Source organism: Bradyrhizobium pachyrhizi (assembly GCF_029714545.1).
Classification (GTDB): Bacteria; Pseudomonadota; Alphaproteobacteria; order Rhizobiales; family Xanthobacteraceae; genus Bradyrhizobium; species Bradyrhizobium pachyrhizi.
Genome location: NZ_CP121667.1, coordinates 6,566,208 through 6,578,009 on the forward strand (window position 1 = coordinate 6,566,208; position 11,802 = coordinate 6,578,009).

Genomic DNA, 11,802 nt, shown 5'->3' on the forward strand with positions numbered 1-11,802 from the left:
TGCTTGACCGCGCTCGCGCGAAGGTCATGCCCCATCCGAAGAGAGTGCGACGGCGATGTTCGAAGCCCATTTCCAGACGTTCGAAGAGCCCGAAGGCGGCGTGGCGCTGACTGCCCGCTTGAGCGCGCTGCGCGAGGAGCTGGCGCGGCGCAAGCTGACCGGCTTCGTGGTTCCGCGCGCCGATGAGCAGCAGAATGAATACGTCGCGGCCTCCGAGGAGCGGCTCGCCTGGCTGACCGGCTTCACCGGATCGGCCGGGCTCGCGATCGTGCTGAGCAAGGAGGCCGCCCTGTTCGTCGACGGCCGCTACACGCTGCAGGCCGGCAAGCAGGTCGACCGCAAGGCCTGGCAGGTCGAGCCGCTGGTCGATCCGCCGCCGGAGCACTGGCTGACCCGGCATCTGGCGGCCGGCGACCGCCTAGGATTTGACCCCTGGCTGCACACTTCTGCGGCAGCCGAACGGCTGGCAGCGGCCTGCACCAAGGCCGGCGCGGAACTGGTCGCCGTCGACAGCAATCCGGTCGATGCGATCTGGCACGAGCGGCCGGCACCGCCGCTCGGCCCGGTTACGATCCACGGCGCGCAGTTTTCCGGGGAGATCGAAGCCGAGAAGCTGAAGCGCATCCGGCTCGAGATCAACAAGCTCGGCGTCGACGCGCTGGTGCTGTCCGACAGCCACGCGGTGGCCTGGACCTTCAACATCCGCGGCGCCGACGTCTCGCATACGCCGCTGCCGCTATCCTATGCGCTGGTGCCGAAGGAAGGCCGGCCGCTGGTGTTCATCGATCAGCGCAAGCTGTCCAACTCGACACGCGACCATCTCGAGCAATCCGCCGATGTCGAGCAGCCCGCGGCGCTGGCGGCAAAACTCACCGAGCTCGCCAGGCGCGGCGCCTCGATCGCGCTCGACAGCGCGACCGCAGCCGACGCCCTGAGCCGCCTGATCGCGGGTGCCGGCGGCAAGCCGGTGCGCGGCAGCGATCCCGTGAGCCTGCTGAAAGCGGTCAAGAACATCACCGAGATCGAGGGCACGCGCACGGCGCATCAGCGCGACGCGGTCGCGCTCGTGCGTTTCCTCGCCTGGATCGACCGCGAGGCGCCCTCCGGCGGCCTCACCGAGATCGACACCGTCGAGGCGCTGGAGACGTTCCGCCGCCAGACCGGCGCGCTGAAGGATGTCTCCTTCCCGACCATCGCCGGCACCGGGCCGAACGGCGCCATCGTGCACTACCGCGTGACACGCAAGAGCAACCGCCGCATCGAGCCCGGCGACCTCCTGCTGATCGATTCCGGCGCGCAATATGAGGACGGCACCACCGACGTCACCCGCACCATCGCGATCGGCAAGCCGACCGACGAGATGCGCGACCGCTTCACCCGCGTGCTGCGCGGACATATCGCGATCGCCCGTGCGATCTTCCCGGACGGCACCACCGGCGCGCAGCTCGACACGCTGGCGCGGCAATATCTCTGGCAGGCCGGGATCGATTTCGAGCACGGCACCGGCCACGGCGTCGGCAGCTATCTCAGCGTCCATGAAGGGCCGGCGCGGATTTCCAAGCTCGGCACCACGCCGCTGAAGCGCGGCATGATCCTGTCCAACGAGCCCGGCTACTACAAGACCGACGCCTACGGCATAAGGATCGAGAACCTCGAGCTCGTGATCGGCACCGACATTGCCGGCGCCGAGAAGCCGATCAATGCATTCGAGACGCTGACGCTGGCGCCGATCGATCGCCGCCTGATCGAGGTCGGCATGCTGAGTCCGGACGAACTGGCCTGGCTCAACGACTATCACGCCCGCGTCGCGCATGTGGTGCGTCCGCATCTCGACGACAGCGCGACCAAGCTGTGGCTGGACGAGGCGACGGCGGCGCTGAAATAGCGGCGCGCCCAGGCATCCGCACACTCGACGTCGTCCCCCCAACGCTCGGTGTCATCCCCCGCGCATGCGAAAGCGGGGGATCCAGTACGCCGCGGCCTATCAATTCAAACACGCCTGCTTCTGGAATACTGGGTCCCCCGCTTTCGCGGAGGACGACAGCGGAATCCGCAGCTGACGACAGTGTGTTTATTGCGCGAGACGAAACATCGTCACCGCGTCTCCCGAAATCGCATGGGCGTATGCCGAAACACCCGTATTCCGCGCGGACGGGCACGCTACAGTCTTTCCACAATGCTGGATCGGACCTGAATGCACGGCGTGATGGGCAAGCCGCCCGGCGCGGCCCAAGACAACATTAAAGACAACATCGCGACATCGAAGGTCATGCTGCTGATGCTCGTCGTGATGACGGGCGTGGCGCCGATCTCGCTCTACATGCTGGTGCCGGCGCTACCGGTGCTGGCGACCACATTCGGCCGCGACATCTCGATCGCGCAGATGACCGTGTCGCTCTACATGGTCGGCATCGCGCTTTCACAGCTGATCATGGGGCCGCTGTCCGACAAGTTCGGCCGCCGGCCGGTGCTGCTCGCGGGCCTCGGCCTGATGGTCGTGGCCGGCGTCGGCTCGGTGTTCGCCGAGACCCTCCCGCAACTGATCGCGGCGCGCTTCTTCCAGGCGCTCGGCGGCGCCAGCGGCATGGTGATCAGCCGCGCCATCATCCGCGACCTCTATCCGCGCGAGCGGGTCGGCGCCATGATCAGCCTCGTCGTCGCCGCGCTGATGATCGCGCAGATGGTGAGCCCGCTGACCGGCGGCCTGCTGGAGACCACATTCGGCTGGCGCGCGATCCTCTATCTCATCACCGCGGCGTCGCTGACCGTCACGATCTTCATCGCACTGGCGCTGCCGGAAACCCGCCGCGACCGTGCCGACAGCTCCAGCTTTCGCGGCGACCTCGGCAAGCTGATGACGAGCCGCGCCTTCGTCGGCTATCTGCTGTGCCAGGTGCTGGCGTCGCAGATCATCTTCGCCTTCGCCGGCGGCGGCCCCTACATCGTGGTGACCCAGATGGGCCGGACCAGTGCCGAGTATGGCGCGTGGTTCGCGATGACGGGGTTCGGCTACTTCGTCGGCAATCTCTTGTGCGTGCGCTTCGCGCCGCGGCACTCGCTGGAGAAACTGATCTGGTTCGGCCTCGCGCTGCAGGTCGGCGGCAGCCTGTTGAACCTGGTCTGGAGTTTTACCGGAGTAAACCAGGCCCCGATCTGGCTGTTCGGCACCCAGATGATCGTGATGATCGCCAATGCCTTCGTGATGGCCAATTCCGCCGCCGGCGCGATCAGCGTCCGCCCCGAGGCCGCCGGCACCGCCTCGGGCGCCATGGGGTTCCTGCAGCAGGGCATCGGCTCGCTGATCTCGCAATTCGGCGCCTATCTCGGCGGCCACTCCACCACGACGCTGCCGCTGACCGCGGCGATCTTCGCGATCTCGATCGCCTGCGCCTGCACCATGATCTTTGTCGTACCGCGGCGGCAGGTGGTGGTGAGCGAGGAGCTGATCGCGCAGGCCGAGGAGGATGAGCAGGGGATGATGTGAGGCGCGCGCCGCACCCTAACTCGTCATCCCACGCGTATGCGGGGGATCCAGTACGCCGCGACCTATCGGCTCAACAATGACTGTCTCTGGAATACTGGGTCCCCCGCTTTCGCGGAGGACGACAGCCGAAAGTGCGGCGGCGTTGCACCCCTACTCCCCGATCAGCTTCAGCCACTCGTCCTCGGTCAGCACCTGGACGCCGTGCTTCTGCGCTTCGGCAAGCTTCGAGCCGGCGCCCGGCCCCGCGACGACATAGTCGGTCTTCTTCGACACCGAGCCGGCCGCCTTGGCGCCCAGCCGTTCGGCCGTCGCCTTGGCCTCGTCGCGCGTCATCTTTTCGAGCGATCCGGTGAACACCACGATCTTGCCGGCCACCGCCGAATTGCTCTTCGGCTTCTCGGCGTCGATGATCTCATCGAGCTCGCCGGTCAGCCGCTCGACGATGCCGCGATTGTGGCTCTCGCCGAAATAATCCGCGATGCTCTTGATCACGGTGTCGCCGATCTGGTCGAGCGCATCCATCTCCGCCATCGCTTCCTCGTCGCCCTTGGCGACCTTGAGGCAGGCATCGTGGAACGCGTCCCAGGAGCCATAGCCGCGCGCCAGCGCCAGCGCGGTGGTCTCGCCGACATGACGCATGCCGAGCGCGTAGATGAAGCGCTCCAGGCCAATCTTGCGCCGGCTGTCGATCGCGGCGAACAGATTGCGCACCGAGGTCTCGCCGTAGCCTTCGATATCCTCCAGCTTCAGCTTCGCGTTGCGCTTTTGCAGCGTGAAGATATCAGCCGGCTCCTTGACCCATCCCTCGTCGAAGAAATATTGCAACTGCTTCACGCCGAGACCATCGATGTCGAAGGCGCGGCGCGACACGAACAGAATGAGGTGCTCGACCTTCTGGAACGGACAGGCGAACTCGCCGGTGCAGCGGGCGCGCGAGCCCTCCTCGCCGGCCGCGGTCTCCTCGCGCACCACGTCGGTGTGCAGCGGGCACGGGCATTTCTTCGGGAAGTGGAATTCCTTCGCGTTCTTCGGCCGCTTGTCGATCACGACGTCGACGACCTGCGGGATCACGTCGCCGGCGCGCTGGATCACCACGGTGTCGCCGATCCTGATGTCGCGCCCCTCGCGCAGCACCTCGCCCTTGTTGCCGATGCCCTTGATGTAGTCCTCATTGTGCAGCGTGACGTTCTGCACGATCACGCCGCCGACACCGACCGGCTCGAGCTTGCCGACCGGCGTGAATGAGCCGGTGCGCCCGACCTGGATCTCGATGTCGCGCAGCACCGTCATGGCGCGCTCGGCCGGGAATTTGTGCGCGATCGCCCAGCGCGGCGTGCGCGACACGAAGCCGAGCCGCTCCTGCCAGTCGATGCGATCGACCTTGTAGACGACGCCATCGATGTCGTAGTCGAGCTCGGCGCGCTGCTCCTCGATCTTGCGATGGAACGCGATCAGCTCCTCGACCGAGTGACACAATTTGGTCAGCGGATTGGTCTTGAAGCCGCACCGCTCGAACCAGTGGATCATGCCGGTCTGGGTATCCTCCGGCATCGCGCTCATCTCGCCCCAGGCATAGGCGAAGAAGCCGAGCGGCCGCGAGGCAGTGACTGCGGGATCCTTCTGCCGCAGCGAGCCGGCCGCCGAATTGCGCGGATTGGCGAAGATGGTGTCGCCGGCCGCCTTCTGCCGCTCGTTGAGCGCGAGGAACGCCTTCTTGGTCATGTAGACCTCGCCGCGCACCTCGCAGACGTCAGGCACGTTGCGGCCCTTCAGCTTCTGCGGCACGTCCTCGAGCGTGCGGATGTTGGCGGTGACGTCTTCGCCCTCGGCGCCGTCGCCGCGGGTTGCCGCAGTGACGAGCTCGCCGCCCTCGTAGCGCAGCGACATCGAGAGCCCGTCGATCTTCGGTTCGGCCGAGAAATCGATCTTGTCATCCGGCAGCTTGAGGAAGCGCGTGATGCGCCCGACGAAGTCGACCACGTCGGCTTCCGCGAACGCGTTGTCGAGCGACAGCATCGGCAGCGAATGCCGGACCTTCCTGAAGCGCCCCGACGGCGCGGCGCCGACCTTCTGCGACGGCGATTCCGCGGTGACGAATTCAGGGAAGCGTTTCTCGATCGCATTGTAACGCTGCCGCAACGCGTCGTATTCGGCATCGGTGACGCTCGGCGCGTCGTCCTGATAGTAGCGCTTGTCGTGACCTTCGAGCTCGAGCGCGAGCCGGGTCAGCTCGACCCTGGCCTGGGCCTTGGTGAGCTTGTCGACGTCGACCAGCGCTTTCTTGGCTTTGGTGGCCATCGGCGAACTAACTCGCCGCCCGGAGCAGCCGTTCCGCGGCCGCCCTCGCTTCCGCGGTGATCTCGGCGCCGGCCAGCATGCGCGCGATCTCCTCGCGGCGGTGGTCGGCGGCGAGCGCGTTGACGCGGGTGGCGACCCGCTTGCCCTTGTCGAGCGCGTCCTTGGAGATCAGGAGATGCTGGCTGGCGCGGGCGGCGACCTGCGGCGCGTGCGTCACCGCCATCACCTGCACCTTGCCGGCAAGGCGCGCCAGCCGCGAGCCGATCGCATCGGCCACCGCGCCGCCGACGCCGGTGTCGATTTCGTCGAACACCAAGGTCGGTGCCGAGCCGCGATCGGCCAGCACGACCTTGAGCGCCAGCAGGAAGCGCGACAGTTCGCCGCCGGAGGCGACCTTCATCATCGGCCCCGGCTTGGTGCCCGGATTGGTCTGCACCCAGAACTCGACGCGGTCGATGCCCTGCGGCCCCGGCGCGGCCGCGTTGCTCTCGACCTGGGTCATGAATTTCGCGCGCTCGAGCTTGAGCGGCGCAAGCTCGGCGTTGACTGCCTTGTTGAGCTTCTCGGCGGCCTTGGTGCGCGCTGCCGACAGTTTGGCGGCAGCCGCCGCATAGCGCTTGTCGGCTTCAGCGGCGGCCGCTTCCAGCTTCTTCAGCTGGTCGGCGCCGGCATCGATCAGCGCGACGTCGCCGGCATATTGCGCCGCCAGCGCGGCCAGCAGATCGACCGGCGTCGAATATTTACGCGAGGCGGCGCGCAGCGCGAACAGCCGCTCCTCGATGCGCTCCAGCTCGGCCGGATCGAAATCGGTCGCCGCCAGCGCGGCGTTGAGGTGCTGGTCGGCTTCTTCCAGCGCGTTGATCGCAATATCGATCGCCTTGACCGCGGGCTCGATCAGCGCAGGCGCGTTGGCGGCGCGCCGCTCCAGCCGCCGTACCGCGGCCGACAGCGACGCCACCGGCGAATGCGAGCCGCCGATCGCCTCCTGCGCCTCGCGCAGATCGGTTGCGATCTTCTCGCCCTGCATCATGGTGGTGCGGCGACCCGCGAGCTCGGTCTCCTCACCTTCCTTCGGCGCCAGCGTCTTCAATTCCTGCGAGGCATGGCGCAGATAGTCGGCCTCGCGCGCGGCGCGCTCCATGCCGGCGCGATGCTCGTCGAGATTAGCATTGGCGGTCCGCCTGATATCCCACAGCGCTTCCAGCGCCGCGATGTCCTTCTCGTGTCCGGCGAAGGCGTCGAGCAGCTGGCGATGGGTGGAGGCGTCGACCAGCGCGCGCTCGTCATGCTGGCCATGGATCTCGACCAGCGCGGCACCGACCGCCTTCAGGGTCTGCACGCTGATCGCCTGATCGTTGATGAAGGCGCGGGTGCGGCCGTCGGCGAGCTGCACGCGGCGCAGGATCATCTCGCCGGTGTCGTCGAGGCCGTTCTCGGCCAGGATCCCGGCCGCCGGATGCCCCTTCGGGACGTCGAACATGGCGGTGACCTGCCCCTGTTCGGCGCCGTGGCGCACCAGTCCGGCATCGCCGCGGCCGCCGAGCGCCAGCGCAAAGGCATCGAGCAGGATGGATTTGCCTGCGCCGGTTTCGCCGGTCAGCACCGCGAGGCCACGGGAAAATTCGATATCGAGCCGTTCGATCAGGACGATGTCACGGATCGACAGACGCGCCAGCATGCGAGGACAATTCCTAGCCGAGACCTATCTTCTTGAAGGTCCTGCTGATCCAGGAACCCTGATTCTCGCTCGGCTCGAGACCGCCGGACTTTACTAGATTATATGCGTCCTTGTACCAGCGGCTGTCTGGAAAATTGTGGCCGAGCACCGCGGCCGCGGTCTGCGCCTCGCCGGCGATGCCGATCGCCATGTAGGCCTCGGTGAGGCGATACAGCGCCTCCTCGACGTGGCGCGTGGTCTGGTACTGCGTGACCACGGTCTTGAAGCGGTTGATCGCGGCGGTGAAGTCGCGCTTGCCCATGTAATAGCGCCCGACCGCCATTTCCTTGCCGGCGAGCTGGTCACGCGCAGCCTGGATCTTGGACTTGGCCTGGGTGGCGTATTCCGAGGTCGGATATTTGCGCACCACCTCTTCGAGCGCCGCGATCGCCTTCTCGGTGCGGCTCTGGTCGCGCGAGATGTCCGGGATCTGGTCGAAATGCGATGCCGCGATCAGGTACTGGGCGTAGGACGCATCCGGGCTGCCGGGATGCAGCGTGACGTAGCGGGTGGCAGAGCCGATGCAGCTGTCGTAGTCGCCCGCCTGGTAGAACGAATAGGCCGACATCAACAGCGACTTGCGCGCCCAGTCGGAATAGGGATGCTGACGGTCGACTTCCTCGAACTTCTTCGAGGCGGCCTTCAGGTCCTTCTTCTCGTTCATCATGTACAAGCCCTCATTGTAGAGCTTGTCCGCGGGCTCATCGACGAACGTGTCGTCCTTGGCCATGAACTTGTCCCACAGCGCGCCGGTGCCGCAGCCGCTGAGCGGCATGGCCAGCACGATCAGGCCCGCCGCAAAACGCAGCGTGCGCGCGGCCTTGGTCAGGCCGGAGACGTCAGAAGAATTGCGTGATTCGAGCGCCATACGCATTGCCGACATGAATTTTAAAACCTGACGCCTTTGATGCGGTTAACGGCGACCCCACTCCACCCATGAACCGCGGTCATGGATGCAATATTTCCAGTGCCTTGACTGCCGTTACTCGCAACCGCAGGCCTGCTTAGCCGAAAAATGACCGTGGACCAACCGAATACGGAGCCATTCCGCCGGGAATAAGGCGACCCGACGAAGCTCACAGCCTGCTGTGGTTGTTACGGAAATTGGACCGGACGCCTGCGGCGATCAGGACACGTCCGGGCCATAGGCCGGGGCGACGAGACCGCCCACGGTGCCTGCACCGGCTTCGACATGGCCACGGGCCGGCCGCCGAGCCGTCTCCGATTCGACCACCCGCCAGGCGCTGCGGTCGGTGAGCAGCGCCTTCAGCACCGCGTTGTTGAGCTTGTGGCCGCCCCGTACCGACCGGTAGCTGCCGAGCAGCGGCAGGCCGGCCAGCGCCAGATCGCCGATCACGTCGAGCACCTTGTGGCGGGCGCATTCGTCGGCGTAGCGCAGGCCCTCGGCGTTGAGCAGACGGGCCTCGTCGAACACCACGGTGTTGTCGAAGGACGCGCCGAGCGCGAAGCCTGCGCCCCACAGCCGCGCCACGTCGCTCATGCAGCCGAACGTGCGGGCCCGCGCAACCTCGCGGCGGAAACCTTCCGGCGACAGATCGAAGGAGAAGGTCTGGCGGCCAATCACCTGGTTGGTGAAATCGATCTCGACTTCAGCGCGGAACCCGCCGGCGAACGGACGCAGTTCGCCAACCGATTCGCCGATCTTGACTTGCACCGGCTTCAAGACCTGGATGAAGCGGCGGACGGCGGGCTGGGTCACAATGCCCGCCTGATCGATGGCAGCAACGAATGCCGCAGCGCTGCCGTCCATGATCGGAACTTCGGCGCCGTCGACTTCGATGGTGGCGTTGTCGACGCCCATGCCGCGCAGCGCCGCGAGCACGTGCTCGGCGGTCGAAACCAGCGGCCCTTCGCGGTCACCCAGCACCGTCGCGAACTCGGTCGCGATCACCGCATCGGCGGTGGCCACGACTTCGCGGTCGGAACCGTCGAGACCGGTGCGGACAAAAATAAAACCCGCATCAACAGGTGCAGGTCCCAGGGTGAGACTAACAGGAAGACCGGAATGAACGCCTACGCCAGTCACGGTGGCTTGCGACCGAAGCGTTGTTTGACGGCTGAACTTCATTCGATAATGCCCACTACCCGACTTCACTCAATTCAAGTGGCCAAATTTCCCCAAGGCCGACTCGCTTGAGCTCCCCAAGTCACGGCAGACCATAGTCACAGCCCTAAACCGCGCCAACTCACGCTTCTTTACCGATTGTTACCCCATCTCCGCCGCATTCACGCCCAAGGTTAACCAAATTACGGCAGCGAAAACGGTCCTCGGCGACGCGCCATCTGACCACCGAAAGAATAATTAATCATTTAAAATCAGTTGCTTGTTTATCCGGCGCAATCGCTTGTGCGCGACAAGGAAAAGGCCCCGGCGGTTCCCCGCCGAGGCCTTCTTCGTAGCCAAGGTTGTAACAAACTTCAGTTTGCCTGCCGGCGCAGGAAGGCCGGGATATCAAGATGGTCGTCGCCCTGTGGCGCCGGGGCAACAGGTGCCTGGCGGCCATGAGCGTCCAGACCCTGCGGCGCAGGGCGCTTTGCATATTCGGATACCGGCGATTCGTTCGCCGAGATCTGCTGGGCGACGCTGCGGGCCGGCTTGCGCTCGGGCAGCGGCGGCATCGTCGGCATGGCCGGACCAGAGGTACGGGCCGCGATCGGCGGCTCGGTCTCCTCGTCGCGGCGGCCGAGGCCGACATTGGCCAGCCGCTGCAGCAGCGACAGGCGGGTCTTCTGCGGGTGCTCCACCTCGCCGTCACCGCTGGCCTGGCGGATTTCGGCCTGCGCCGGCATCGGCAGATCCTCGAACTTCGGCATCCGCGGAGCACGGACCGGCGACCGTTCCGCCGCCTGCGGGATGAAGGTCTCGGGCGGCATCGGCTCATGCTGCTCGGCCCGGGCGGCCTCGTGGTCCGGGAACAACGAGGGCTTCTGGGCAATCGGCCGCACGGTGACGTCACCGTAGGAGGCCGGCTGCATCGGCGCCTGGGCAGCCGGCGCGCTGTCGGGAGCAACCGCGGCGGCGATCGCCGCGAGCGCGGCGCGCTCGACAGCCGGACGCTGCTGCGGAGCGGCGGGAGCTGCAATCGGGGCGACCGTCACGCCGGTCGGCGGTTCCAGCTTCTGGGCACGCTCGGCCATGCGCTGATTGTCGGCACGCAGGCGGGCGGTCAGATCGGCCAGCCGGCTCTCCGGCGAACCGCCCGACTGCTGCGCGGCGGGAGCCTGGGCGCGGGAGGCGATCGCGGCCTGCTCGATACCGGTTGCGACCACCGAGACGCGAATGACGCCGTCGAGCGATTCGTCGAAGGTGGCGCCGACGATGATGTTGGCGTCGGCGTCGACCTCTTCGCGGATGCGGGTGGCGGCTTCGTCGACCTCGAACAGGGTGAGGTCCTTGCCGCCCGTGATCGAGATCAAGAGGCCGCGGGCGCCCTTCATCGAGCTGTCGTCGATCAGCGGGTTGGCGATCGCGGCTTCCGCGGCGGTCAGCGCGCGCTTCTCGCCGGTGGCTTCGCCGGTGCCCATCATCGCCTTGCCCATTTCACGCATCACGGCGCGGACGTCGGCGAAGTCGAGGTTGATCAGACCTTCCTTGACCATCAGGTCGGTGATGCAGGCGACGCCCGAGTACAGCACCTGGTCGGCCATCGCGAAGGCGTCGGCGAAGGTGGTCTTCTCGTTGGCGACCCGGAACAGGTTCTGGTTCGGAATGATCAGCAGCGTGTCGACCACCTTGTGCAGCTCGGCGATGCCGTGCTCGGCGGTGCGCATGCGGCGCTGACCTTCGAAGTGGAACGGCTTGGTCACCACGCCGACGGTGAGGATTCCCATCTCGCGCGCGGCCTTGGCGATCACGGGTGCAGCACCCGTGCCGGTGCCGCCGCCCATGCCGGCGGTGACGAACACCATGTTGGCGCCGGTGAGGTGATCGCGCAGCTCGTCCATGACCTCCTGCGCGGCCGCAGCGCCGACGTCGGGCTGCGAACCGGCGCCGAGGCCCTGGGTGACCTGGGTGCCCATCTGCACGATGCGCTGCGCCTTCGACATGGTCAGCGCCTGCGCGTCGGTGTTGGCGACGACGAAGTCGACGCCCTGCAACCCGGCGGTGATCATGTTGTTGACGGCATTACCACCCGCGCCGCCGACGCCGAAGACGGTGATCCGCGGTTTCAGCTCGCTGATGTCAGGGGGTGTCAGATTGAGTGCCATGGTTGCCTCTCTCGATTATGCGCGCGTTGGTTCGTCCCGGCCGCTGGCCGCCGGAGCTGGTGAAAATGCTGTG

General features: G+C 66.5%; 7 protein-coding genes. 2 read left to right on the forward strand and 5 right to left on the reverse strand.

Annotated elements, in window-relative coordinates; translation table 11 throughout:
• The first annotated feature begins 55 nt into the window (after positions 1-55).
• Both QA639_RS31245 and QA639_RS31250 read left to right on the forward strand, forming a co-directional pair.
• Positions 56-1,885, forward strand: coding sequence for an aminopeptidase P family protein (locus QA639_RS31245; RefSeq protein ID WP_283087973.1), 1,830 nt, complete (start codon positions 56-58; stop codon positions 1,883-1,885).
• Between the two features lie 309 nt (positions 1,886-2,194).
• On the forward strand, positions 2,195-3,484 hold the full coding sequence (locus tag QA639_RS31250) for a multidrug effflux MFS transporter (RefSeq protein ID WP_028332536.1): 1,290 nt from the start codon (positions 2,195-2,197) through the stop codon (positions 3,482-3,484).
• Between the two features lie 150 nt (positions 3,485-3,634).
• On the opposite strand, the gene ligA is transcribed toward QA639_RS31250, so the two are convergent.
• The 5 genes from ligA to ftsZ form a co-directional block, all read right to left on the reverse strand.
• Complete coding sequence (gene ligA / locus QA639_RS31255; protein ID WP_050385398.1) at positions 3,635-5,782, reverse strand: NAD-dependent DNA ligase LigA; 2,148 nt, start codon at positions 5,780-5,782, stop codon at positions 3,635-3,637.
• Between the two features lie 7 nt (positions 5,783-5,789).
• A complete protein-coding gene (gene recN, locus QA639_RS31260) occupies positions 5,790-7,460 on the reverse strand; it encodes a DNA repair protein RecN (protein ID WP_283087974.1) in 1,671 nt (556 codons plus the stop codon).
• A 13-nt stretch (positions 7,461-7,473) separates the two neighbouring features.
• Entirely contained in the window at positions 7,474-8,382 is a 909-nt protein-coding gene (locus tag QA639_RS31265) for an outer membrane protein assembly factor BamD (protein ID WP_028332540.1), read from the reverse strand.
• 243 nt (positions 8,383-8,625) lie between these two features.
• Positions 8,626-9,588: a UDP-3-O-acyl-N-acetylglucosamine deacetylase gene (gene lpxC, locus QA639_RS31270; protein ID WP_283087975.1), complete on the reverse strand. Its 963-nt coding sequence runs from the start codon at positions 9,586-9,588 to the stop codon at positions 8,626-8,628.
• A gap of 350 nt (positions 9,589-9,938) precedes the next feature.
• The gene (gene ftsZ, locus QA639_RS31275) at positions 9,939-11,729 is read right to left on the reverse strand and encodes a cell division protein FtsZ (RefSeq protein WP_028332542.1); all 1,791 of its coding nucleotides are present in this window, start codon (positions 11,727-11,729) and stop codon (positions 9,939-9,941) included.
• Positions 11,730-11,802: the final 73 nt, after the last annotated feature.

Excerpts from the sequence above, each read along its gene's own strand:
- QA639_RS31245 (WP_283087973.1), top strand. The coding sequence starts at position 56 with ATGTTCGAAGCCCATTTCCAGACGTTCGAAGAGCCCGAAGGCGGCGTG.
- QA639_RS31250 (WP_028332536.1), top strand. The coding sequence starts at position 2,195 with ATGCACGGCGTGATGGGCAAGCCGCCCGGCGCGGCCCAAGACAACATT.
- ligA (WP_050385398.1), bottom strand. The coding sequence starts at position 5,782 with ATGGCCACCAAAGCCAAGAAAGCGCTGGTCGACGTCGACAAGCTCACC.
- recN (WP_283087974.1), bottom strand. The coding sequence starts at position 7,460 with ATGCTGGCGCGTCTGTCGATCCGTGACATCGTCCTGATCGAACGGCTC.
- QA639_RS31265 (WP_028332540.1), bottom strand. The coding sequence starts at position 8,382 with ATGTCGGCAATGCGTATGGCGCTCGAATCACGCAATTCTTCTGACGTC.
- lpxC (WP_283087975.1), bottom strand. The coding sequence starts at position 9,588 with ATGAAGTTCAGCCGTCAAACAACGCTTCGGTCGCAAGCCACCGTGACT.
- ftsZ (WP_028332542.1), bottom strand. The coding sequence starts at position 11,729 with ATGGCACTCAATCTGACACCCCCTGACATCAGCGAGCTGAAACCGCGG.